At 63.7% G+C, this 23,760-nt stretch carries 17 protein-coding genes; 10 read left to right on the top strand and 7 right to left on the bottom strand.

From position 1 onward, the window contains the following. Positions 1 to 39: 39 nt before the first annotated feature. A complete protein-coding gene (locus ACQS5P_RS21950) occupies positions 40 to 2,187 on the bottom strand; it encodes a cation:proton antiporter (RefSeq protein WP_428938755.1) in 2,148 nt (715 codons plus the stop codon). Beyond that, positions 2,174 to 2,689, bottom strand: a complete 516-nt coding sequence (locus ACQS5P_RS21945) for a hypothetical protein (protein ID WP_428938754.1) — start codon at positions 2,687 to 2,689, stop codon at positions 2,174 to 2,176. Before ACQS5P_RS21945 ends, ACQS5P_RS21950 begins: the two co-directional genes overlap by 14 nt. 140 nt (positions 2,690 to 2,829) lie before the next feature. Between ACQS5P_RS21945 and ACQS5P_RS21940 the strand changes: the two genes are divergently transcribed. The 3 genes from ACQS5P_RS21940 to ACQS5P_RS21930 all read left to right on the top strand — a co-directional run bounded on the left by ACQS5P_RS21940 (position 2,830) and on the right by ACQS5P_RS21930 (position 6,095). After that, complete coding sequence (locus ACQS5P_RS21940) at positions 2,830 to 3,372, top strand: NUDIX hydrolase (protein ID WP_428938753.1); 543 nt, start codon at positions 2,830 to 2,832, stop codon at positions 3,370 to 3,372. 99 nt (positions 3,373 to 3,471) lie between these two features. Next, positions 3,472 to 4,533, top strand: coding sequence for a M50 family metallopeptidase (locus ACQS5P_RS21935; protein WP_428938752.1), 1,062 nt, complete (start codon positions 3,472 to 3,474; stop codon positions 4,531 to 4,533). Positions 4,534 to 4,640: 107 nt separating this feature from the next. Further along, positions 4,641 to 6,095: a hypothetical protein gene (locus tag ACQS5P_RS21930; protein ID WP_428938751.1), complete on the top strand. Its 1,455-nt coding sequence runs from the start codon at positions 4,641 to 4,643 to the stop codon at positions 6,093 to 6,095. Here ACQS5P_RS21930 and ACQS5P_RS21925 read toward each other — a convergent pair. Both ACQS5P_RS21925 and ACQS5P_RS21920 read right to left on the bottom strand, forming a co-directional pair. Further along, positions 6,025 to 6,609, bottom strand: coding sequence for a TlyA family RNA methyltransferase (locus ACQS5P_RS21925; protein ID WP_428938750.1), 585 nt, complete (start codon positions 6,607 to 6,609; stop codon positions 6,025 to 6,027). The two genes, ACQS5P_RS21930 and ACQS5P_RS21925, sit on opposite strands and share 71 nt — an antisense overlap. 48 nt (positions 6,610 to 6,657) lie before the next feature. After that, on the bottom strand, positions 6,658 to 6,960 hold the full coding sequence (locus ACQS5P_RS21920) for a hypothetical protein (RefSeq protein ID WP_428938749.1): 303 nt from the start codon (positions 6,958 to 6,960) through the stop codon (positions 6,658 to 6,660). 333 nt (positions 6,961 to 7,293) lie between these two features. On the opposite strand from ACQS5P_RS21920, the gene metG reads away from it, so the two are divergent. The 5 genes from metG to ACQS5P_RS21895 all read left to right on the top strand — a co-directional run bounded on the left by metG (position 7,294) and on the right by ACQS5P_RS21895 (position 15,697). Further along, a complete protein-coding gene (gene metG / locus ACQS5P_RS21915; protein WP_428938748.1) occupies positions 7,294 to 8,868 on the top strand; it encodes a methionine--tRNA ligase in 1,575 nt (524 codons plus the stop codon). 226 nt (positions 8,869 to 9,094) lie between these two features. Next, positions 9,095 to 12,373, top strand: coding sequence for an ABC transporter substrate-binding protein (locus tag ACQS5P_RS21910; protein ID WP_428938747.1), 3,279 nt, complete (start codon positions 9,095 to 9,097; stop codon positions 12,371 to 12,373). A gap of 152 nt (positions 12,374 to 12,525) precedes the next feature. After that, complete coding sequence (locus ACQS5P_RS21905) at positions 12,526 to 13,617, top strand: ABC transporter permease (RefSeq protein ID WP_428941055.1); 1,092 nt, start codon at positions 12,526 to 12,528, stop codon at positions 13,615 to 13,617. A 125-nt stretch (positions 13,618 to 13,742) separates the two neighbouring features. Then, complete coding sequence (locus tag ACQS5P_RS21900) at positions 13,743 to 14,738, top strand: ABC transporter ATP-binding protein (RefSeq protein WP_428938746.1); 996 nt, start codon at positions 13,743 to 13,745, stop codon at positions 14,736 to 14,738. Next, the gene (locus ACQS5P_RS21895) at positions 14,735 to 15,697 is read left to right on the top strand and encodes an ABC transporter ATP-binding protein (protein ID WP_428938745.1); all 963 of its coding nucleotides are present in this window, start codon (positions 14,735 to 14,737) and stop codon (positions 15,695 to 15,697) included. Before ACQS5P_RS21900 ends, ACQS5P_RS21895 begins: the two co-directional genes overlap by 4 nt. 79 nt (positions 15,698 to 15,776) lie before the next feature. Here the strand turns inward: ACQS5P_RS21895 and ACQS5P_RS21890 are convergent, their stop codons facing one another. The 3 genes from ACQS5P_RS21890 to ACQS5P_RS21880 all read right to left on the bottom strand — a co-directional run bounded on the left by ACQS5P_RS21890 (position 15,777) and on the right by ACQS5P_RS21880 (position 20,585). Then, positions 15,777 to 16,511 carry an FprA family A-type flavoprotein gene (locus ACQS5P_RS21890; RefSeq protein WP_428938744.1) on the bottom strand — a complete coding sequence of 245 codons (735 nt, stop codon included), beginning with the start codon at positions 16,509 to 16,511 and terminating at the stop codon, positions 15,777 to 15,779. 206 nt (positions 16,512 to 16,717) lie between these two features. Further along, a complete protein-coding gene (locus tag ACQS5P_RS21885; RefSeq protein ID WP_428938743.1) occupies positions 16,718 to 18,610 on the bottom strand; it encodes an ABC transporter ATP-binding protein in 1,893 nt (630 codons plus the stop codon). A 37-nt stretch (positions 18,611 to 18,647) separates the two neighbouring features. Next, positions 18,648 to 20,585, bottom strand: a complete 1,938-nt coding sequence (locus ACQS5P_RS21880; protein ID WP_428938742.1) for an ABC transporter ATP-binding protein — start codon at positions 20,583 to 20,585, stop codon at positions 18,648 to 18,650. A 415-nt stretch (positions 20,586 to 21,000) separates the two neighbouring features. Here ACQS5P_RS21880 and ACQS5P_RS21875 point away from each other — a divergent pair, with 415 nt between their 5' ends. Together ACQS5P_RS21875 and ACQS5P_RS21870 are read left to right on the top strand one after the other, a co-directional pair. Then, positions 21,001 to 21,714: an SDR family NAD(P)-dependent oxidoreductase gene (locus ACQS5P_RS21875; protein ID WP_428938741.1), complete on the top strand. Its 714-nt coding sequence runs from the start codon at positions 21,001 to 21,003 to the stop codon at positions 21,712 to 21,714. Between the two features lie 68 nt (positions 21,715 to 21,782). Next, positions 21,783 to 23,759, top strand: a complete 1,977-nt coding sequence (locus ACQS5P_RS21870; protein WP_428938740.1) for a hypothetical protein — start codon at positions 21,783 to 21,785, stop codon at positions 23,757 to 23,759. The last annotated feature ends 1 nt before the right edge of the window (position 23,760 follow it).

Genomic DNA, 23,760 nt, shown 5'->3' with positions numbered 1-23,760 from the left:
GCCGTGACAGGTCAGATCACTTTGCGGAGGACATCGGGTTCACAGCTTGGCGGTCTGCGCCGCGGTCGTGATGTCGGCTGGAGAGTCGGCGCTCGCGGCGGCGCGGGCGCCCTTGCGTACGATCAGCAGGGAGCCGGGAAGCTCGCGCGCCAGCCGTTCAGAACGGAATCCAATCAGCTTCGATTCCAATCCCCATTCCTCGGTCAACCCGACCACCACCAGGTCGTATTGCGAACCTTCACGCAGGACCACATCCACCGGCGAATGATCCTCCACGACGCGGAACGTCACCGGCGGCTGATCCGGCCCCTGATGGAAAACACGTTCCATCTCCGCCTTGGCGCCGAGTCTGGCGCGGGTGCCGGTGGGATCCACCACGTGCAGCACCGTCACCGATGCGCCCGTCGCTCGGGCCAGGCGCGCCGCAAGCTCCATCGCCAGCCGGTCGTGCGCGCTGCCCAGATACGGCACGAGGATGCGTCTGGAGTCCTCCAAGCCCCGGTCGACGAGAATCGCCACGTCCGTTGGCGCCTGCTGGAGCACGCGATGCACGATGCCGCCGAGGATCGTCTTGCTGAACACTGGTTTGTGGAAGCCCATCAGGACCAGATCGACATCGCGTGCCCTGGCGACGGCGGCGATGTCTTCGGCCACGTCGCTGGAGACAAAGCTGATCGGCTCGACGGGCAGCTTATGCTTGCTGGCTTCGGCCATGAGCGGGGTCAGCGGCGCCAGCGGGGCATCGGCCAACGAGTCATCCAGCCCGGCACGGTAGGCTTCGTGCTCGGATGGGCGTCGCAGGTGCAGGGCCAGGGCGCGTCCGCGGCCGGCGTGTTGCGCGACCAGCGCTGCCGCCAGATGAGCCAGGGCCGGTCCGCTCTCGGGCAGCGAAACCGGGATGAGCACGGTGTACCCTCTGGCGGCACGCGGTTCGCGCGCGGGAGAGACGGCGGGCAGCCGGGTGGGGAAGATCAAATGCAACACCGGCGTGGTCATCGCGGTGGTGACCAGGGCCATGATCACCATCATCGCGAACACCGCCGACGTGATCACGCCTTCCTGCAGTCCGATGTTGAGGATCACCAGTTCCATCAGCCCGCGGGTGTTCATCAGGATTCCGACCGTCGATGCGTCCGACCAGCTCAGCCCGCACGCCCGCCCGGCCAGCGCGGAGCCGCCGAACTTGCCCAGGCACGCGACCAGGATGATCAGCACCGTATCGAACCACAGCTCGACGTTGTTCAACAGCCCGATCTGCGTTCGCAGGCCGGTGTAGGCAAAGAAGATCGGCAGCAGGAAAATGACGGTGTAGTCCTCGAGCTTTTCGCTTAGAGCCCGCACAAACTGCGTTCCCTTGGGCATGATCGCGCCCATGAGAAATGCACCGAACAGGGCGTGGATGCCGATCGCTTCGGTGGTGTAGGCCGACATGAGCGTCAGCAGGAAGATCACCGCCACCAGGTTCTGCGACAGCCGCCCCTGTCGCTCGTAGACCGACTGGAGCCGCCTGAGGAATGGGCGGACCACGAAGAACATGAATGCCACGTAGGCCAGGGACATCCCCGCGGTGCGCAGGCCGGGCATCAGTCCGTCGGCGCGGGCGATGCCCACGACAAAGGCAAGCATGCACCAGGCAGTTACGTCATCGACGGCGGCGCAGGTGATGCTGATGGCGCCGATGTTAGTCTTGTGGAGGTTGCGCTCGGTCAGGATTCGCGCCAGCACGGGGAATGCCGTGACGCTCATGGCCGCGCCCATGAACAGCGCTACCGAGGTGAATTTCATGTACGGCGCGTCGTTGAACACTCGCGGGTACAGGTACAGCGTCAGCGCCGCGCCGAGCAGGAACGGCGCCACGATGCTCACGTGACTGACCACCACCGCGGTGTGCCCGCGGTTCTTCAGCAGCTTCGGATCCAGCTCCAGCCCGATCAGAAACAGAAAGAAGATCACCCCGACCTGGCTGAGAATGCTCAGGTACGGGACGCTCTGCGGCGGAAAAAGCTGCTGCGCCAGACCGGGCGCCAGCCAGCCAAGCAGGCTAGGACCCAGCATGATGCCGGCGATCATTTCGCCCATGACCTGGGGCTGGCGAAAATAACCGAAGAACCACCCCATGAACCGGCTCAGCGCCAGGATCAGCGCGAGCTGGAGCAGCAGCGTGAGGATAAGGCTATAGCCGTGCATCGATCTGGATCGTAGGGTTCGTTCTCGGCGAGATCGTATGGACAGCGGGGGTGGTGCGGGGTCCGGTTCGATCCCTGGAACGCCGTGAGTGGGGCCGCTCGACGCGCACGACCCGCCAGGTCCCGTTCCATCGCCCCCGCGCCGAAAGTGTGTAGACCTCGGCGTCTGCGGCCCCGACAAACATCAATTCCGTCTGGCCGTTGACCAGACGAATGGTCACGAGATCCGGGCCGATGCGGGCGGCATCGATCTGCTCGCCGGCCTGCTTCAGCGACATTCTCTGGCCGTCGAAGTTGATGTGGAAATAGCGACCGGACTGGTCGATGCGCACCACATGCAGCGGATCGGCGCCGGACTGCTCATCGCCGGGGGAATAGACATGCCAGAGCCCGGCCAAATCCGTCGGCGCGCGCAACAGCAGCGAGCCGAAGCTGAGGATGGCCCACAGCCCGACGGCGAATGCCAGCAGCATCAGGATGTAAACCGACGTTGCGCGTCGCATCCGGGGGCTACCTTAGCAGAGTCGAGGCAAAATTGAACGCAAACTTCCGCCTGCGCCAAGGCAAATTACCTGCATCCAGGCTTCGGATCCTCCGCGCTGTGCCGGCGCGGTTATAATGGCCCGGCGAGGAGCCGCCACCCATGGCCTATGAGCTGATCGAAAAGCAGGTGATCTTCGAGGGTCGCAAGATTCGGCTGGAGGTGCACCATCTTCGCGACCCGCAGACCGGCCGGCGCGTGGCCCGCGAGGTGTGCGTACATCCCGGGGCGGTGGTCGTGGTGCCGCTGCTGGATGCGCAAACGGTGCTGCTGATCCGCAACCGCCGTTATGCGATCGGGCAGTTCCTCGTGGAATTGCCGGCCGGAACGCTCGATCACAATGAAATGCCCATGAACTGTGCCGGACGCGAACTGCTGGAGGAGACTGGCTACCTGGCCGGGCGACTGAAGTCCCTGGGCAGCTTTTACACCTCTCCGGGCATTCTCAGCGAGAAGATGTACGCCTTTGTCGCCTACGATCTGGAAAAACAGCAGCAGGCTCTGGAGGAAGGCGAGGAAATCGAGCTGCTGCCGACGGACCTGGAGCAGGCGATCGAGATGGCCGCCACCGGCCAGATCGCCGACGGCAAATCGATCGCGGCCCTGCTGATGTACGATCGCCAGCGTCGCAGCGGCAGCGCGTGATGGAAGACTGCTCCCTCTGCGCTGCACTCAGCCGCAGAGCAGTTGCAACGATGTTTCAGGCGATCAACCAACGCATGTGTAGTTCACGGTAGTTCACGGATGGGATATCAGGACCGATCATATTACCGCGACAGCGGCAGCGGCGCGAGCAATCCGCTGATGTGGCTGCTGGTCGGCTCCGTGCCGCTGTTCACCGCCTTCGGCATCCGCGTCCGCGCCCACGCCAGTTTTCTGCTCTTCATCCTGCTGGTGCTTTTGTTCGGCCTGGGGCGAGGCAGCACCGTCGAGATGCGTGTCCAGAGCATGACGATCCTGTTCGGCGTCGTCCTGCTGCACGAGTTCGGACACTGCTTCGCCGCCCGCGCCACCGGCGGAGATGCCAGCGAGATCATGATGACCCCGCTGGGAGGACTGGCGATGACCATGTCCCGCAACAACTGGTGGTCGCGGCTGGTCACGGTCGCGGGCGGGCCGCTGGTCAACGTCGTCATCTGCCTGATTTGCGGATTGGGCATCTACCTGCTCAGCGGGGACGTGCTGCTGACGCCCTGGTCCTGGGCCGAAAACGTGCCGCGTCAGGGCTGGTTCCGCGTCTACAACTACCTGTACTGGATCTTCGTGTGCAGCTACATCCTGCTGCTGTTCAACCTGTTGCCGATTTTCCCGCTGGACGGCGGGCAATTGCTCCAGGCCATCCTCTGGAAGTTCGTCGGGCACTACAAGTCGATGATGCTGATGGTCAACATCGGCCTGGGCGGATCGGTCCTGCTGGGCATGATCGGCATCGCCACGCTGGGGACGCTGGGCGGGGGCCTGCTGCTGACGCTGATCGCCATTTTCTGCTTCATCAACTGCCTGAACACGCGGCGGATGCTCCTGGCCGCCGGGCCGTTCGATCTTGAGGAAGACTCCACGGATTACAGCGCCGCATACGAGACCTTTTCGCCCCGACCCAAGCGCCGCGGTCGCTGGGCAGCGCGGCGGGCGATGAAACTGGCCCGCGCCGAGCGAAAGGAACGCCAGCGGATCGATCAGATCCTGGCCAAGGTCTCTGCCCACGGGATGCAAAGCCTTTCCTGGTGGGAGCGTCGCGCCCTTCACAAGGCCACCGAGCGACAGCGCAAGCGCGACGCCGAGCTTACCCGTCTGCGGAAGCTGTAACCACGCCCGCAACCTGTCGGAGTCTGAGGGGCCCGCAGGGGCCTGGTGGCGAAGCTACGAGCAGGCTCGATTCCCTTGGCTGTCGTGTTGTCGCATAATCCGGCCGGATGCAGCGTCAGCTCGCGACCACTGCCCGTCAGTCGCTTGTGCCGATCGGTCTGTCCATCGGCATTTTCGCGGCGTTGTCGGTGGCGGCGGCGGTGAGCTCGGAGGGATTTCTGGAAGCCGACGCCTGCACACACTATCTCTATGCCCGCTTCGCCTGGGAGCAGCCTCATTATTTCGTGAACGTCTGGGGCCGGCCGATCTGCACCGGGATCTACGCCGTGCCGGCGCTGCTGGGGGGCCGGCTTGGGGTGCGACTGATGAGCTGCGCGATTGCGATTGCCTGCGCGCTGGTCGCTTATCGCATCGCGGTCAACCAGCGGTATCGCTGGCCGGTGCTGGCGCTGATCTTCACCCTGGCCCAGCCGCTGGTGTTCCTTCACTCCTTTAGCGAGCTGACCGAATTGCCCTTTTCGCTGCTGGTGGGGCTGGCATTCTGGGCGTATCAGAGACGTCGGTGGCCGGCGATGGCGCTGCTGGCTGGCCTGATGCCGCTGGGCCGGCCCGAAGGATTCGGCTTTATCCTGCTAGCGGCGGCGGCGCTGATGGCCCATCGCCGCTGGTGGTGGCTGCTGATTCTGCCGATCCCGTTGATCCTGTGGAACCACGCGGGGTGGCTGCTGTATGGCAAGCCCGGGCCGTGGTGGCGATGGCTGGCCGACAACTGGCCCTACGCCGGCCAGAGCCTCTACGAATCAGGCACGGTCTTCCGCTTCGTGCTGTTCCTGCCGGCGATCGTCTCGCCGATCGTGTTTCCCGCCACATGCGTTGGGATCACGAGAAGCCTGATGTCGCGCCAGCGTGAGCAGACTCTGATCGCGGCGATTCCGCTGCTGATCCTTCTGGTCCATAGCGTCCTGTACGCCGCCGGCAGGCTCGCCAGCAGCGGCGAGATCCGCTACATGCTCGTCGTGGCGCCGCTGTGGGGGTTGCTATCGGCCTGCGGGTGGCAGTGGGTCTTCGAGCGTTTCAACTGGCGGCGGCCAGTGCTGTTCGCGGGGATCGCGGCGCTGGCGCCGATCCTGGCCAATGTTTACTACAAGGTCGTTCCAGTTGTGCTGGATGAAGACTGGCATCGCGCCCGCCGGGCCGTGCTGTGGTATCAGCATTGCGGCATCGCCGCGGACTTCCCGCGCATCGCGACCGCGCATCAGGCGATCTACTACTTCATGGACATGGTGGGTACCTCGCCGCGGGCACTGGAGTGGCGGCGCGAGCTGATGGCCGACAGCTCCACGCCGGGCGTGATCGTCATTTACGATCCGATGTACTCGATCTACAACTCCGATGCGAATCGCAAGGTGACGCTTGAGGATCTGCGTGCCGCCGGCTGGATCGACGTGACCGATCGCGCTGCGACGCTGGGTCCGGGCTGGCATGTGCTGCTCAGCCGCAAGGATGCCGCGGGACGGGACGTAGATGCGCAAGCACTTCGATATTTCCCTTCCAGCCCGTGATGGGGCTGGTGACGGTCTGCACGATCTGGAATCCGGCCGCGGCGATGTCGGCTCGGACGGATTCAAGCACCTGATCGAGCTTCTCGGCCGGCAGCACGCCGCCGCGGAGCATCGATCGCGGAGCTTCATAGTGCGGCTTGATGAGCGTGACAACCTGCCCTGCCGGATCGAGCAGCCGCCTGGCGGCCGGGAGGATGGCTCGCTGGCGTGTCCAGGCGACATCGATCGTCACGAGCTGCACCGGCTCGGGCAGGCTCACGTGCATTGCGTTGGTTCGTTCCATGACCACGACGCGCGGATCGCGACGAAGTTTCCAATCCAGCACGCCATAGCCGGTGTCGATGGCATAAACTTTGGCAGCGCCTCGACGCAGCAGGCAATCCACGAAACCTCCGACGTTGCTGCCCAGATCGGCGCACACCAGCCCCGACACATCGACGCCAAACGCATTCAGGGCATAATCGAGCTTCAAGCCCGCGCGTGAAACGAAATTCGCACTGCCTGGATTCGTCATGGCCCGCCCTGATGCGTTCGACGTGTCCGTACTCATTGGAGCGTCGATTCAATTGCGGCTGGCAGGTCTGGCGCGTGGCCGACCCAGTGGATTGCTCAGATATTCCCGTTGACAGATCGGACACAGCCGATACTCGAAGCGACGGTGAACCTGGTCCTGAAGCTCCTGGGCGCTCATGTCCTTCATCTGCTCCATGAGCTGGCGAAATGTCTGGTCGAAGTCCATCTCCTCCAGGTCCTGCATGGAAAGCTCCGGCATCGAGGGATCGGCGAAGACATCGATGCGGACCACATAACAGGCATGCAGCGGAAGAAGCCTCTGGCACAGGTCGCAGGTGACGCGCTCGGGCATATGCGATGATTCTACCCGCGAGACGGATACCGTGGGACGGGCATGCAGGATGCGATCGAATTCGAAAGTCCGATCTCCGGGCTGTTCATCGCTCCACATGCTGGGCACGGGCGAGACGCCAGTGACACAGAAGACAACCGCTGTCGGAATCGCATTCCCACACCTGTATTGCCCGGCGATGCTTGATTCCCCGCTTTAACGTGTCGATAATCCTCACGCCATGATCCCTCGCCCGGTCCGAATGATGTCGATGCGATAGGGGCCAGTGGTCGGTCCACCGCCCGGTGACCTGCCCTTGCCCCGAACTGCGCAGCGACCAGGTCGGACCGGGCGATGGTCTTTTTGCAGCTTCAGCAGCCGAACATGAGCAACCGTTTCTACATCACCACGCCCATTTACTATCCCAATGCCGAGCCTCACCTCGGGCACGTCTACACCACCATCTGCGCCGACGTGCTGGCGCGGTATCACCGCCTGGCCGGGGACGACACCTTCTTCCTCACCGGCACCGACGAGCACGGGATCAAGATGGTCAAGGAGGCGGAAAAGCAGGGCGTGGATCCGCACACGTTGACGGAACGCAACGTGCGGATCTTCAAACAGGTCTGGCAGGAACTGGAGATCTCCAACGATGACTTCATCCGCACCACCGAACCGCGACACGAGAAGGCGGTGCAGAAGATCGTCCAGAAGCTGTTGGACAACGGCGATATCTATCTGGGCTCCTACGAGGGCTGGTACGACGAGGGGCAGGAAGAATTCGTCACCGAGACCGAGGCCAAGGCCAACGAGTACAAGTCGGCAGTAAGCGGCCGGCCGCTGGTCCGCTACAAGGAGCCGACCTACTTTTTCCGGCTGAGCAAGTATGTTCCGAGGGTGATCCAGCACATCGAGGCCAACCCGCAGTTCGTTCAACCGCCCTCGCGACGCAACGAAGTGCTGAGCAAGCTGCGCGCCGGCGTGGGCGACCTGTCGATCAGCCGCTCGACGCTGAAGTGGGGCGTGCCCATGCCCAACGATCCCGGGCACGTCGTGTACGTCTGGATCGACGCGTTGAGCAACTACATCACCGCTCTGGGCTACGGCTCGGAAGACGACACCCGGTATCGCCGCTACTGGCCGGCGGATCTGCACCTGATCGGCAAGGAGATCCTCTGGTTCCACGCGGTGTACTGGCCGGCGATGCTGATGAGCCTGGGCGAGCCGTTGCCGCGACGGATCTTCGCGCACGGCTGGTGGACCTCCGAAGGCAAGAAGATGAGCAAGTCGATGGGCAACTTCATCGACCTGGATCGCCTGCGCGCCCACATCCGCACTTACGGGCGGGACGCGCTGCGGTACTACCTGCTCCGCGCCGCGCCGTTCGGCAACGACCTGGACTGGAAAGAGGTCGATTTTCAGTCGGCGTTCAACGAGCTGGCCAACGTGGTCGGAAACTGCCTGAATCGCACAGTCCGGATGATCCACCGCTACCGGGGCGGGGTGTTGCCGCCCGCCACGCAGCATGAGCCGGTCGATGACGCGGTGATCGCCGCCACCCAGCGCCTTGCGGAACAGCTCGCGTCGGCCTATGCCGGGATCGAGCTTCAGCAGTGCGCCGTGTTGCCGGTCGAGCTGGCACGAGCTACCAACGCGTACATCGATTCCACCGCTCCGTTTTCCCTGGCCAAAGATCCATCGAAATCGGCGCGGCTGGACACGGTGTTGAACCGCAGCGCGCAGGCGATCTACCGGGCGCTGGTGGCGTTGCTGCCGATTCTGCCGGAGAAATCCGCTCAGGGACTGGCGCAGCTCGGCGTGGATATCAGGGGCAGGACGCTGGGCGAGCTGCTCAACGGTGAACTTGGCCCCGGGCAGGTGGTCAGCCAGGGCACCCCGCTGTTTCCCCGGATCAGTACGGGGGATTGATCGTGCGTTTTGCTACGCGACGTTCGCGGGATTTTCCGCAGCGGGTGAGCATATGCTTTCAGCAGGGCAGGTCTGGCACGCCAGGCCCGGCGGAGGATCGGGCGAGACACGGATGACGCCAGCGGAATTGGTTGCGACAAACGCGGGAAACGGGGATGATACCCACTGGCCGAACTGGGCGGCCGTCCGGTGTCAATGAGCCGTGGTTCAATCTTCAGCAGGTTCGATGAAGAACGATTCGTCGCCGAGGTCATGGAAATCGCTGCGGAAGCTGAGGAACCTGCTTGTATTTGCCGCGGTGATGGTGGGGACGGCAGCATTCCTGTGCACATCGGGATGGCTGGTCAGGCCAGACCTGTCGCAGGGGCAGATCCACTATACTCCCGAGGAGATCGCCGCCGCCGAGCGGGCAAGGGATGTCACCTTTGATCCCACGAACACTCCTTCGCTGCATCGTCATATTCAAGTCGAGCCGGTAAACGAGGCGCCGATGCTGGCCGAGCTGGTCGCCGAGGGCAAGCTGCCGCCGTTGAAGGAACGTCTGCCCAAAGAACCGGTGGTCATGGAGGGTCCGGACGGAATCGGCAAGTACGGCGGGACGTGGCTGCGGCTGGCCAACGCGCCGGGAGACGTGTTCGACACGATCACGTATCGCCTGAGTGGCGCGTCGTGGATGCGCTGGTCGCCGCTGGGCTATCCGATCGAGCCGCACGTGGCCAGGAGCGTGGAGTCCTCCGACGACAAGCGGGTTTGGACCATCACACTGCGTGAAGGAATGCGCTGGTCCGACGGGCATCCGTTCACCACCGACGACGTGATGTACTGGTGGGAGTGCGAAGCAACCCACAAGATGATCAATCCCGTGGTCGTCAACTGGATGACCGTTGCGGGTAAGCCCGGCCGGATCGAACGCCTGGGCAAATACCAGTTCCGCATCATCTTCGAGGACCCGTGCCCGCTGATGCCCGAGCGGCTGGCTCAGACCCGCGACGGCTGCGATCAGCCGGCCCATTACCTGCGGCAGTTTCATCCCGATCCGAACATCGGCAACAACGAGCTGTGCGAGCGGCTGATGCAGGCGTACAAGCAGCCCAGCCGTCGGGCGCTGTACAGCTTCATGAAGCAGGCGCAGAACCCCGAGCACCCGCGGCTTTGGCCATGGGTGTATCGCACGTTCCGCTCAACCCCGCCACACGTGTTCGTCCGCAATCCCTACTACTACGTGGTGGATACCAAAGGCAATCAGCTTCCGTACCTGGATCGACTTCAATACGAGGTGCAGTCGCCGCAGATGCTGGCGTTGTCAGCGGCCAGCGGCAAGGCCTCGATGCAGGACCGCTTCATCCGCTTCCGCGACTACACCGAGCTGATGAGCCGCCGCCAGGCTGCGGGCACCCAGATTTACCACTGGTATTCGGCGTCGCGCTCAGTGTGGGTGATCAACCCCAACCTCAACCGCCGCATCGATCCGAATCAGCCCGAAACCCGCTGGAAAGCCCAGCTCCTCTCGGACAAACGCTTCCGGCAGGCACTGTCGCTGGCGATCAACCGCAAACAGATCATTCATGCCGACTACAACGACATCGGCGAGCCGTCGCAGGTTGCGCCGGGAAAGGAGTCGCTGTTTCATCACGAGGGCGTGGCCAAGGCATTCACCGAGTACGATCCCGAGCGGGCCAACAAGCTGCTGGACGAGGTGGGGTTGAGCAAACGCGACTACGAGGGCATGCGGACCTTCCCCGACGGCAGCCGCATGACCTGGTACCTGGATTTCACGCAGTTCACCGAGGCCGGGCCGGCGCAGTTCGTCGTCGATGACTGGGCGGCGGTGGGAATCCGCTGCATTATCCGCGAACGCAACCGTCCGCTGTTCTACGCCGAGAAGGACGGGATGAACTTCGACTTCAACGTCTGGACCGGCGAGAGCGACTACATGCCGTTGATCTATCCGCGGTACTTTATTGCCAACAACCCCGAGGCGTTTTACGCGGTTGGCTGGGGCAAGTGGTTCCAGCGCGGCGGCTTGTACGGCGCGCCGGGCGCGCAGAGCAAAGGGTGCATCCCGCCGCCGGAAGGTCATCCCATGCGCCAGGCGATGGAGCTTTATGAACAGGCGTTGCGGGCGCCGACCTTTCAGGAGCAGAAGCGGCTGATGGACAAGGTGATGGACATCGCCGCCGAAAACACCTGGACCATCAACATCGCCACGCCGCCGCCGCAACTGGTCGTGGTCAAGAACGGTTTCAAGAATGTTCCGCGAAACGCGCTGTACGCGGTGATGTATTCGACGCCTGCCAACGCCGGGATCGAGACCTACTACCAGGAAAATCCGCTGGATTCCCGCGGCGCGATCGAGGAGGCGAAGAACTCGATCATCACGCCGACGCTGCGCCCGGGCGCCGCCGGGCGGGCCGACGGCTGGATGACCCGTCTGATCCGCTGGTCGCTGACGAGCATCGCGGTCCTGCTGGTAGTGCTGGCGGCGGTGCGCCACCCGTTCATCGCCCAGCGACTGCTGATCATGGTGCCCACCCTGCTGGTGATCTCGGTCCTGGTCTTCACGATCATCCAGCTTCCGCCGGGCGATTTTCTGACCACGCGGATCATCCAGCTTCAGGAATCGGGAGACGAAGCGGACATGAAACGCATCGAAGACCTCAAGACCATGTTCCGCTTCGAGGACCCGGTGTGGAAACAGTACCTGCGATGGATGGGCGTGATGTGGTTCTTCACGTTCGACTCGGCCGACAGCGGGCTGCTTCAGGGCAACATGGGGCGATCGATGGAAACCGAACAGCCGGTGAACGACATGGTCGGCGACACGATCCTGCTCACCGTGCTTCTGTCGCTGGGGACGATCCTGTTCACCTGGGCCACGGCGCTGCCCATCGGGATCTATTCGGCGGTCAGGCAGTACTCGATCACGGATTACATCCTGACGCTGGTCGGATTTGTGGGCATGTGCGTGCCCTCGTTCCTTCTGGCCCTGGTGTTGATCGCGATCTCCGACAAGCAGGGGCTTTTCTCGGAACGGTATGCAGTGCAGCCGGAGTGGACCTGGGGCAAGGTCGTTGACCTGATGGAGCACATCTGGATCCCGATCGTGATCCTGGGCATCGGGGGCACCGCCGGAATGATCCGCGTCATGCGCGCCAATCTCCTGGATGAGCTTCGTAAGCCCTATGTCATTACCGCGATGGCCAAGGGGGTGCGGCCGATGAAGCTGCTGCTGAAGTATCCGGTGCGGCTGGCGCTCAACCCGTTCGTCTCAGGGGTGGGGCACCTGTTTCCGCAGCTTGTCAGCGGCGGGGCGATCGTCTCGATCGTGCTGTCGCTGCCCACGGTCGGGCCGATGCAGATCCGGGCGCTTTTCAATCAGGACATGTATCTGGCCGGTTCGATGCTGATGGTGCTGAGCATCCTGAGCGTTCTTGGGACGCTGGTGAGCGATCTGCTGCTGCTGTGGCTGGATCCGCGGATTCGCTACGAGGGGGGGACGCGGTGACGCGGGTCGAAAACGAAAAACTTCAGGCCAACGAGCACGCCAAGCCAGCCGTCAATGACGCATCCGAAGCCGCCGAGCTGCTGGACGTGATGTCGCCGGCGCTGCTGGACGACGCAGTTGATCTGCGTGCCGATCAGTCGGCGCTGGCGAGAATGAGCCAGTGGCAGCTCATCCGCCGCGCCTTCGCCAAGCACAAGCTGGCGGTCATCGCGCTGCATGCGCTGATTCTGATGTATGTGATGGCTGCGTTCTGCGAGTTCGTGGCGCCGTACACGTCGCAGGCTCGCGATCTGGATCACCAGTACTGTCCGCCGCAGCTTGTCCGCTGGTCGCCGAGCCTGGGGCTGTACACCTACGCCATGCAGCTCACGGTCGATCCGATCACGTTTCGCAAGACATACGTGGAGCGCTACGACGTGCCGATTCGGTTGTCATTCTTCGTGCCCGGACAACCGTACAAGCTGTGGGGCTTTATCCCGATGCAGCGGCGACTGTTCGGCGTCGATCCGGACGATAACGCCGCGGCGCTGGCCCGGGGCGTGCGCCCGACGTTCTTTTTCCTGGGCGCCGACAAGTACGGGCGCGACATCTTCAGCCGGATTGTTTATGGCGCGCGGATTTCGCTGTCGGTTGGTCTGATCGGAATCGCGATCACGTTTCTGCTGGGCATGACGATCGGGGGAATCTCCGGATACGTTGGCGGACGCACCGACCTTTTCATCCAGCGTGGCATCGAGATCATCAACAGCTTCCCGCACCTGCCGCTGTGGATCGCGCTGGCGGCGATCATGCCGCAGGACTGGTCGGCCCTGCGCGTCTACTTCGCGATCACCGTCGTGCTGAGCCTGCTGAACTGGACCGGCCTGGCCCGGGTCGTCCGCGGCAAGATCCTCTCGCTTCGCGAGGAGGACTACGCGATGGCGGCGCGACTGCTGGGCGCCAGCCATTCGCGAATCCTCGTCCGCCACCTGTTGCCGGGATTCACCAGCCACATCATCGTCGCCCTGAGCCTCAGCGTCCCGGGAATGATCCTGGGCGAGACGAGTTTGAGCTTCCTGGGCCTTGGCCTTCGCCCGCCCATCGTAAGCTGGGGCGTGATGCTTCAGGATTGCATGGATATCCAGGCCGTGCGCTATTACCCCTGGCTGCTGCTGCCGGTGCTTTTCATCGTGACGACGGTGCTCAGTTTCAACTTTGTAGGCGACGGCCTGCGCGACGCGGCAGATCCGTACTCCACAAAATGATCCTCTTTATGAAACGACCAGCAATCCAACCATTCGGCCACGAACTCACGAGGCGACTGCCCGCCTCTGGACGACGCTTTCGGGTCTTCGTGCCTTCGCGGTTGAATCTGCTTTGATTGATGAGCATGGCGAGCGATCAAGACATCGTCCTGAGCGTCGAGAACCTGCGGGTGAACTTCCGCACGCTCGATGGCATCACCGAAGCCGTCCGTGGCGTCAGCTTCCAGCTTGTCCGCGGCAAGACGCTGGCGATCGTCGGCGAATCCGGCTCGGGCAAGTCGGTCACCAGCTATTCCATCCTCCGGCTCATCCAGAAGCCCGGACAGATCCTGGCCGACCGGATCATGTTTTATCCCCGCGATGGCAAGCCCATCGACATCGCCAGACTGCACGACAAAAGCGAAGAGCTGTACCGCATCCGCGGCGGAAAGATCAGCATGATCTTCCAGGAGCCGATGACGGCTCTGTCGCCGGTGCATACCGTGGGCAACCAGATTTGCGAGGCGATTCTGCTGCACCAGAACAAGACCCCGCGACAGGCTGAGGAACTGGCCGCCGAGATGCTCGCGATGGTCGGCATCCCCGACCCCAAACGCCGTCTTCAGCAGTACCCCTTCGAGTTCAGCGGCGGGATGCGGCAGCGCGTTGTCATCGCCATGGCGCTGGTTTGTCGCCCGGAGATCCTCATTGCCGACGAACCCACCACCGCTCTGGATGTGACCATCCAGGCGCAGATCCTGAAGCTGATCAAGCAGCTTCAGGCCGAGCTGGGTACCAGCGTCATCTTCATCACGCACGATCTGGGTGTGGTGGCGCAGGTCGCCGATGACGTCGTGGTCATGTGTCAGGGTCGCATTGTCGAGACCGCGCCCGTGCGCGACCTGTATCGCCAGCCGTATCATCCGTACACTCGCCGGCTGATGAGCTCGATCCCGCACGCGTCGCGCGATCCGCGGCTGAAGGAGCTGGGCCGCACGCTGGCCGTCGTCGAAGGCCTGCCGCCTGAGTATTCGCTTCAGCGTCCCCGCGGGCTGCCGCGCGGAACATCGCCGATCCTGTACCGCCTGCCCGGCGGCAGGCAGGTTCTGGTCTGGCCGACGGCGCAGGAGGCTGTGGCATGATCGACCTCCCAGCCAGAAACGATGGCGATTCCACCCGTCGCAACAACGCAGACGACGCTGCCTCCCAGCCTCTGCTGCGGGTCCGAAGTCTCTCCAAGCACTTCATCAGCGTCAGCGGCGGCCTGTTCCGTCGCAAACGCATCGACATCCTCAAGGCTGTCGATCGGGTCAGCTTCGATATCTTTCGCGGCGAGGCGTTTGGGATCGTCGGTGAATCCGGCTCCGGCAAGACCACCGCCGCCCGGTGCATCCTGCGCGCCCTGCGACCGACCTCCGGCAGCGTGCTGTTCCACAACCGCGGGCGCACCGTGGACCTGACGGCCATCCCCGAACGTCAGCTTAAGCCGCTGCGGACCGAAATGCAGATGATCTTCCAGGACCCGTTCAGCTCGCTGAACCCCAGGATGACCGTCGGCGACATCGTCGGCGAGCCGCTGCTCATCCACGGCGTCGGCAACCGCCGTGAACGCGTCGATCGCGTCGTCGAAATGCTCGAGCGCGTCGGACTCCAGGCCGACCACATGTACCGCTACCCGCACGCTTTTTCCGGCGGGCAGCGGCAGCGCATCGGCATCGCCCGCGCGCTGATCCTCAAGCCCGCGTTCGTCGTCGCCGACGAAGCCGTCTCGGCACTGGACGTCTCCGTGCAGGCCCGCGTGCTCCAGCTTCTCAAGCAGCTTCAACGCGAGCTGAACCTGACGTACATCTTCGTCTCGCACGACCTGGGTGTGGTTCGCGAATTCTGCGACCGCGTCGCGGTGATGTACAAGGGCCGACTCATGGAAATGGGGCCCACCGAACAGTTGTTCAACAATCCCCGCCACGCCTACACGCGCGTCCTGCTCAGCGCCATTCCCTACCCCGATCCAGACCGCAAGCTTGAACCCCTGCGCGTGCAGGACCTCAAACCCGAAGAGCTGGAACCCCTGCCCGAGCTGGCGACCCAGGAAGCAGATTAAGACCACGGGCACGCCACCGCGACCCCGCAACTGTTGCAATCGATCCCTCGCGTGCCTCGTTTTGTCCCTTGAAGGGAATTCACGTCGGCAGGTTTCTGCCGAAGACCTTGCCCTCGTATGCGAAGGGGTTGGTGCGCAGCGCCCGGATGAATCGCGACAGCGTCTGATCGTCCAGACTCCCGCCGTGCATCGGATGCACCCGCTTTGGCTTGAGCCGCTCCAGCCGATCCACGCACTGAAGCACCGGTTTCTCCGCGGCGAAAATGCCCACCTCGCGATACAGCGCGCACATCTCGCGGCCAAGGTCCTCACGGACCAGATGCGGCTGATCTCCCGGCTGGATGAACAGGTCGGCCGGGAACAGGCTGGCGGTCGTCTCCTCGAAGACCATCATGGAATCCCAGTGATGCACGTGCGGGGTTTCCAGGAATCGCAACCGATGCCTGCCCAACTCGATCGCCGTGCCATCGCGCGCGCCCTGCACCGGCCCGGAGTAGTCCCATCCGCTGAGGTTGATGCCCGCGCCGACTTCGCTGCACACCAGCGTAGCCTGCGGCGCTTCGCGCACGAATCGCCCCATGCCGCCGCACTCGTCGGCCTCGAAATGCGGCACGATCACGTAAGCGAGTTTGGCCGGATCGATGATCTGCGCTACCGCCTTGCGAATCCCCTCATACATCGGATGCGTGCCGGTGTGGATAAGCGCCGGTCGTTCGTCCACGATCAGGAACTGGTTGACCGTGATCCCGTACTGCGGCCAGAACTCGCCAATGCGATAGATCCCATCCGCGACGGCCTCGATGCTTTTGCCCATGCAGGTTTCTCCGGTTAGAGCCCGGCCCAACTGTAGGCGCCCGCGCAGCGCAAGGCGCGTCTGCCCTGTTTTGGGCAAACAGACTGCCTCGGCGGCGTTGTTCTGTCCTGGCTTCTCGCAGAAAAGGGGTCGGGAGTCTTTTCCACAGCCAAACAAAGACTCCCGACCCCTTTTTCAGGTGCAAACAAAGACTCCCGACCCCTTTTTCAGGTGTAGTGCAACATCTGCTCCTCGCGCTCGTGCGTGAACTGGTTGGTATACAGCTCGTAATACCGCCCACGCCGCGCCAGCAGGTCGTGATGCGTGCCCTGCTCAACGATCTGACCGGCGTCGATGAGCAGGATCCGGTCGGCCGAGCGGATCGTCGAGAGCCGGTGCGCGATCACGAAGCTGATCCGGTCTTGCAGCACGCGCTCTACAGCGCTTTGGATCGCGCGCTCCGTGTGCGTGTCCACGCTGCTGGTGGCCTCATCCATGACGAAGATCTGCGGATCGGCGATGATCGCGCGCGCCAGGGCGATGAGCTGCTTCTGCCCCGTTGAGAGCTTGTTGCCGCCCTCGCCCACCTGTGTGTCGTAGCCGTTTTCCATCTCCATGATGAACTCGTGAGCGCAAGTCTGGCGCGCGGCCTGCTCGACCTGCTCGTCGGTGGCATCCAGCCGGCCATAGCGGATGTTCTGTCGCACCGTCCCGCTGAACAGGTGCGGCTGCTGGAGCACCATGCCGAGGTTGGACTGAAGCCACTTGAGGCTGCGTCTGCGGTAATCCAGGCCGTTGATGAGTATCTGGCCGCTGGTCGGTTCGTAGAATCGGCAGGCCAGACCCACGATCGTGGTCTTCCCGCCGCCCGTGGGGCCGACCAGGGCGATTGTCTCGCCGGCCCGGACGGCGAGGTTGAAGTTGCGCAGCACGGTCTGCCCGGGCTTGTACCAGAAGCTCACCTCCCGGAATTCGATCGACTCGATTGCCGCCGAATAACCATCCGGCGCGATCCCTTCGTGCAGGTGGCGAGCAACCTTGCCAGCAACGGGCCCCGGGGATGAGAACTGTCGAAGTCGCTGCTGCACCTCCGGCGAATCGACGATCTCGGGATCGGCATCGAGCAGCCCCTGCACGCGCTCTGCCGATGCCTGCGCGCCCTGGATCATCGTGATCGTGTTGGCCAGCTCCTGCGCCGGATGCTGGAGGAATGCCGCATATTGGAGGAACGCCACAAGCTGCCCGACCGTCAGTCCGCCCCAGGTCACCTCCACGCCGCCGCGCCACAGTGCCAGGCCGATCCCGATCGAGCAGATCGAAAGCACCATCGGAACAAACACCGCCGAGTAGAGCTGATTGCTGACGGCGTGCGCGTACATGGAATCTGCCAGGACGCTGAATTCCTCGAGATTGCGCTGCTCACGCACCATTGACTTGGTCGTTCGCACGCCCAGGATGCCTTCATTGAATGCCGCCGTGGTCTGCGAGTTGGCCTTGCGCAGCGCCCGGCTGGTCAGCAGCAGTCGAAGCTGGAAGTATCGCGATACGAACGCCAGCGGCGGCACGATCAGCAGCACGACCAGGGCGACTCGCCAGTTGAGCCAGAACATCGCCCCGCTCACGAGGATCAGCACGATCACGCCCCAGCAGATGTCCAGCAGCGCCCAGCCCATGATTCTGCTGAGGCTGCCGCAGTCGCTGGTCAGCCGCGCCATCAGCCATCCGACCGCCTTGCGGTCGTAGAACGAGAAGGGCAGCTCCTGGAGCCTGGCAAAGGCGTCGCGACGAATGTCGTGGCTCACGCCGGTGGTGATCCTGCCCGCGACGACGATGAACGTGTAGATGCACGCGACGAAGCAGAACATCATCGCGGTGTTCAGCGCCAGGTACCAGCCGATGTGTGCCGGGGCGCCGGTCTTTTCGTGAGCGCGCAGCGAGTCGATGACCCCGCCGGTGATCAAGGGGTAGGAAATATCAAACACGCCAACCAGCGCGCCCAGCATCGCCAGGACGGTCAGGTGCTTCCTGTATGGCCGGGCGAACATCAGCACCTTGCGCCACAGGGCCAGGTCGATCCTGCCGGTGAAGACGTCGTCCTCGAGAGCGTGGTCCTGAGCCATGACTTGATTGCTCTTGTGTGCCGTCGAAACAGAACCCTCACCCCTGCCCTGTCCCGGGGTACCGGGAGAGGGGGGTCAATGCCGCGACTCGCTCGCCCCGTGGCAATTGGTCCGCCAATTCCCGTGACAGATCCTCCTCCAGCGCCGTCTGAATCTGCCACAGCCGGCGATACAGGCCGTCCTGCTCGATCAGCTCGGCGTGTGTGCCGAGTTGCGTAAGCTTTCCATGCTCCAGCACGGCGATCTGATCGGCGTGCATCAGGGTGGAGAGGCGATGAGCGATGACGATCGTGGTGTGCCGTCCGGCGCGGCGCTTCAGGGCGCCCAGAATCATCGTCTCCGTGTGTGTATCGACGGCACTGAGCGCATCGTCCAGGATGAGCACGGGCGCGTCCTTGAGAATCGCGCGGGCGATCGCGACTCGCTGCCTCTGCCCGCCCGAAAGCGTCACCCCGCGCTCGCCCACCAGCGTGTCGTACTTGTTCTCGAACTGCTCGATCGAATCATGCATGCACGCGATCCGCGCGCTCTCGACAATCTCGGGATCGGGCGCGCCGTGTCGCCCGAGGCGGATGTTGTCCCTGAGGGTCTTGGAATACAAAAATGGCTCCTGCATGACCACGCCGAACTGCCCGCGGACATACGTTCGCGGCAGCTCGCGAATCTCCATCCCGTCCAGCATGATCCGTCCGTGCTCGTAGTCGATCAGCCGCAGCAGAAGCTGCATCAGCGTGCTTTTGCCCGAACCGGAAGGACCGACGATGGCCAGCGTGCGACCGGCGGGCACATGCAGCGTGATATCGTCGAGCACGCGATGCTCTGCGTGCCACAGACTTACATTTTCGATGCGGATTTCGCCGCTGATGCGATGGGGAGGCGTCATCCGCCCGTCAGAAGCGGCGTCGGTCTCGCGCGGCGCATCAAGGATTTCCTGGATTCGTCCCATGGACACTGTCGCCTTGCCCAATTCGGTCAGCACGCGTCCCATCTGCCGGACCGGCCAGAGGTACAGGTGCATGTAGGACAGGAACGCCACCAGCGTCCCGACGCTGATTTCGCCGCGATAGACGCGCCACGCCCCGCCGAACAGCACGGTCGCGCCCTGCGCGAACGCCATGAAGTCGGATGAAGCCCAGTACAGCGCCATGATTCGGAAGAGCTTCATGTTCAGATCGCGATGGATGCGGTTGCGTTCGCCGAACCGCTGCGACTCGTATTCCTGCCGCGCGAACGCCCGCACGACGCGGATGCCGGTGAGGTTTTCCTGAAGCGTGGCGGTCATCGCGCCCTCGGCGTCGTCCATCTTCTTGAACGATCCGCGCACGCGCCCGAAAAACACGATCGAGAACAGCACGATCACCGGCAGCAGCGCGATCGCGTACAACGCCAGCACACGGTCCATCCAGAACATCAGCGGCAACCCGATGAACAGCAGCATCACCGCCCGCGCGATTTCGACCGCCTGGTTGGCAAACAGCATGCGGACCGTGTCCACGTCGCTGGTGCAGCGCTGCACCTGATCGCCGGTGGGGGCCTTGTCGTGATAGCTGGCCGGAAGATGCTGGAGATGGTCATACAACCGCGTGCGCAGGGATCGAATGATGGTCTCGCTGGCGACGGCGGCCCAGCGACCTTTGAGGTACATGAACACCCCCCCGATCGTGGTGACCAGGACGATTGCGGCGCCCGCGAGCAGCAGCGCGCGGTGGGGATGGGCGGCGGCGTCGATCACGACCAGCAGTCGAGCGGCCCAGCCGGGCAGCTCGTGCGCCTTGTTGTCCAGGATCCCGTCGATGGCGATGCGGACGATCTGCGGGGCGGCGTACATCAGCAGCGTCCCCGCCGCCAGCGCCACCAGTGCCGCCAGGAACCTGCCGCGTTGTCCGCGGCTCAGTTGCCACAGGGCGCGGGTGTTCCGCGTCATGGCTTTTCCCGACGATTTGGCGTCCTTGTCCTTCCGGGTCGCGTCCGTCATGTGGACCTCAAATCAATGTGCCACAGATCCTGTCCGCGCACGCGCAACGTTTCGTCTGGCACAACGCCGCGGGCTTGAGAGCCATCAATCGATGGGATGGATAAAACAGCGGCCCGCCTGCCGGTTGATGCGGGCCGTCGGCTGGTGACCGGGCCCTGAAGGCGTCGCCTTCGGCCCGGAAGCAGTCGTCCGCTCAACCGTGGAACTGGTTGACCGAGAGGATATTGGTCGGATTCGTGCGCATCGCAACGACCTCCTCAAATGTAGCGCAGGCAGGAAATATAGACTCCGGTGGGACCAAAAGGCAAGCTGATTTTTCTGGCGAAGCGCCAAACCGGCCAGAACCCGCATCCGTTCGCATTGCCTGACGTGGCAGCAGGGGTACGATGGGGGCTGGTGGCATGGATCCAGCGGAATGAGTGAGCAAACTGCGATCATCACCGGGGCCGGTGGAGGCATCGGGCGCGCCACGGCCGGCGAACTGGCGCGGCTCGGATTTCGCGTCGTGCTGGCGGGTCGCACCGAAGCGACCCTGCAGGAGACCGATCGGCTCATCAACGTGCCGGGCAGGACGCTGATCGTCCGCGGCGATGTCGCCTGCCCCGAGCACGCGCAGAACATCGTGACGCGAACGCTGGAGCGTTTCGGGCGGATCGATGTGCTGGTCAACAGCGCCGGAACCGCGCCGCTGCGCGATGTGGAGCAGACCACTCCCCAGCTCTGGCGCGACGTCATCGAGACCAATCTCTCAGGCGTGTTCTACCTGTGCCGGGCGTGCTGGCCAACGTTTCGGCGGCAGCAGGGCGGCGTGATCGTCAACATCTCCTCGATGGCGGCGCGCGATCCGTTTGGCGGATTCGTCGCCTACGGGGCCGCCAAGGCGGGGCTGAACAACCTGGGCCTGTCGCTGGCGCGGGAAGGAGCCGCCATCGGCGTGCGCGTTCACACCATCGCCCCCGGCGCCGTGGAAACCGCCATGTTCCGCTCCATCCTTTCCCCCGAGCAGTTTCCGGTGGAGAATACCCTTTCGCCGGCGGACGTGGCGCGGGTCGTGGCCGAATGCGCGATGCCCGATGGCGCGCTGCGGTACACCAGCGGGCAGGTGATCTGGCTGAACAAACGCCCCTGATATGCGCGCCGCTGTGCAACAAACGCGCCGCCGGCGCGTCCAATGTCCGGGGTCTGATCGGAGGCTCAATGCAACTGAGATTTCCCGTGCTCGGCCTGCTGCTCGTGGCAGTCGCTTCAACCGTCAGTCCGGGAGCAAGAGTTGTTCTGCCCGGCGGCATGGTTAACCTGCCGTATCAGGTCCAGGACAACGCCGGCAATCAATGGATGATCTATCCCGGCGGGTGGCTGCGGCAGCAGGGGCCTCAGCCGATTTATGGACAGGCCGCCAACCTGATCGTCAACGGGCAAACCCCGCAATCCAACCAGAACCAGGCCAGGCTCGATGAAAAGACCGGCGAGGTCGTTTTCGACGAGATGAACTGCGGCGGGCTGATGATCACCCGCCGCATTCGCGTGAATCGCGCCGAGGGTTATGTGCGATACATCGACATCTTCCGCAATCCCGCCGGCCAGCAGCTCGTGGCCAACGTTCAGCTCAATTCGAATTTCAACTATGGGCTGAGCGCATCGCAACTGATCAGCGATCCGCGCGGCAAGGATCGCGCGATCGGTTTTGTAGGCCAGACTCCCGTGGGACGAAGCATCGTTCAGCTCTTCGCCGGCAAGGGTGCCAAGATCGTGCCGGCGCTGAATGCCCAGCCGAACAACAACGTTACGCAGGCCACCGTGCAGCTCACCATCCCGGCGGGCAAGCAGGTGGCGTTGCTGCATCTTCACGGCACGGCCGCCAGTCAGGATGCCGGCTCGCAGTTCATCCTCACGCTGCGCGAGTCGCAGATCGTTTCCGACGTGCCGGTCGAACTGCGCAAGCTTATCGTCAACATCGTCGCCTCGCAGGTCGTGGGAGAGCGCGAAGTGCTCCGCGGGGAGCTGTTCGACGTGATCGAGCTTCGCGGCGGGGACCAGCTCAAGGGCACGATCATCGAGCCTTCGTACAGGCTGGAGACGTTCTACGGCCCGATCGAGCTGGCCGCTGAGCGCGTCGTCGGGCTGATCAATGTCGGGCAGTTCAAGCCGCGGCAACTGCTGGTGACAGTGGATGGCGAGGTTTTCGGCGGGACGCTGGGCAAGGATTCGGTGCAGCTTCAGCTCTCCAGCGGACAGACGACCCAGGTGCCGTTGTCGCAGATTTCCCGACTCGGCTATCGCAAACGCCCCGGCGAACCGGAGGAATGGAAATTCGATCGCCCGATGATCATGTTGCGCAGCGGCGAGCGGATGATGGTCGCGATGCCCACCGCGCCGATCGACGTGATGACCCGCTACGGGCTGCTGAAGCTCAGGCCAGAATCGATCGCCGCGGTGACGTTCCAGTCAGACCAGCATGGAGTTCACGAGATCGAGCTGACCGACGGCAGCCACTTCGCGGGCCTGCTGCCCGCCGAGCGATTCGACATGCAGCTTGTGGGGACCAGCGCTGCTCAGAGCGTGTCGTTTCCCGCGGCGACCGTCAGCCGCCTTCAGCTTGCCGCCAGGTCGAGCGAGAAAGCCCAGCCCGCCGACGATGCACCGACGCTAGAGCTGTCCAATCAGGATCTGCTGGTCGGCTCGATCACCGGACAGCTCAAGCTCGACACGACGTTCGACACGATCACGATCAACGGCCCGGAGCTGCGCGAGCTGTCGCATGCGCCGGAGGCCGGGCTGGACGTGCAGGTCACGTTGTGGGATCAGACGACGATGAGCGGGCAGCTTCACCAGCCGCAGATCACCTGCGCGCTGCAAAGCGGAATCGAGATCACCGTTCCGGTGGCGCTGATCGAACGTTACAGCAACCCGCTGCCGCAGCCGTCGGCGACGATGGTGGATCGGATCAAGGCCATCGTCGCGGAGCTGAGCGCCGACGACTGGCGGACGCGCGAGCGCGCCGAGGCGCAGCTTGTGAGCATGGGATCGGGAGTGATCAGCGTGCTGAAGGAACTGGCCCCGGCGCAGCCCCCGGAGGCGCAGCAGCGGATCGAGTCGGTGCTCAAGCAGCTTGAGAAATCGAGGGACGCGGCAGGCGCCGGCGCCGCAGCGCCGGGCGCGGTGATTGAGCAGTAAC

The sequence above is a fragment of the Fontivita pretiosa genome, from assembly GCF_050410795.1.
Lineage (GTDB): Bacteria > Planctomycetota > Phycisphaerae > Tepidisphaerales > Tepidisphaeraceae > Fontivita > Fontivita pretiosa.
Note: the sequence above shows the minus strand (reverse complement) of the source record. Positions and strands in the feature narration are given on the sequence as shown.

Coding starts and splice junctions, on each gene's coding strand:
- ACQS5P_RS21870 (WP_428938740.1), top strand. CDS start 21,783: ATGCAACTGAGATTTCCCGTGCTCGGCCTGCTGCTCGTGGCAGTCGCT.
- ACQS5P_RS21945 (WP_428938754.1), bottom strand. CDS start 2,689: ATGCGACGCGCAACGTCGGTTTACATCCTGATGCTGCTGGCATTCGCC.
- metG (WP_428938748.1), top strand. CDS start 7,294: ATGGTCTTTTTGCAGCTTCAGCAGCCGAACATGAGCAACCGTTTCTAC.
- ACQS5P_RS21930 (WP_428938751.1), top strand. CDS start 4,641: ATGCAGCGTCAGCTCGCGACCACTGCCCGTCAGTCGCTTGTGCCGATC.
- ACQS5P_RS21885 (WP_428938743.1), bottom strand. CDS start 18,610: ATGGCTCAGGACCACGCTCTCGAGGACGACGTCTTCACCGGCAGGATC.
- ACQS5P_RS21875 (WP_428938741.1), top strand. CDS start 21,001: ATGAGTGAGCAAACTGCGATCATCACCGGGGCCGGTGGAGGCATCGGG.
- ACQS5P_RS21950 (WP_428938755.1), bottom strand. CDS start 2,187: ATGCACGGCTATAGCCTTATCCTCACGCTGCTGCTCCAGCTCGCGCTG.
- ACQS5P_RS21935 (WP_428938752.1), top strand. CDS start 3,472: ATGGGATATCAGGACCGATCATATTACCGCGACAGCGGCAGCGGCGCG.
- ACQS5P_RS21905 (WP_428941055.1), top strand. CDS start 12,526: ATGAGCCAGTGGCAGCTCATCCGCCGCGCCTTCGCCAAGCACAAGCTG.
- ACQS5P_RS21880 (WP_428938742.1), bottom strand. CDS start 20,585: ATGACGGACGCGACCCGGAAGGACAAGGACGCCAAATCGTCGGGAAAA.
- ACQS5P_RS21940 (WP_428938753.1), top strand. CDS start 2,830: ATGGCCTATGAGCTGATCGAAAAGCAGGTGATCTTCGAGGGTCGCAAG.
- ACQS5P_RS21925 (WP_428938750.1), bottom strand. CDS start 6,609: ATGACGAATCCAGGCAGTGCGAATTTCGTTTCACGCGCGGGCTTGAAG.
- ACQS5P_RS21920 (WP_428938749.1), bottom strand. CDS start 6,960: ATGCCCGAGCGCGTCACCTGCGACCTGTGCCAGAGGCTTCTTCCGCTG.
- ACQS5P_RS21900 (WP_428938746.1), top strand. CDS start 13,743: ATGGCGAGCGATCAAGACATCGTCCTGAGCGTCGAGAACCTGCGGGTG.
- ACQS5P_RS21890 (WP_428938744.1), bottom strand. CDS start 16,511: ATGGGCAAAAGCATCGAGGCCGTCGCGGATGGGATCTATCGCATTGGC.
- ACQS5P_RS21895 (WP_428938745.1), top strand. CDS start 14,735: ATGATCGACCTCCCAGCCAGAAACGATGGCGATTCCACCCGTCGCAAC.
- ACQS5P_RS21910 (WP_428938747.1), top strand. CDS start 9,095: ATGAAGAACGATTCGTCGCCGAGGTCATGGAAATCGCTGCGGAAGCTG.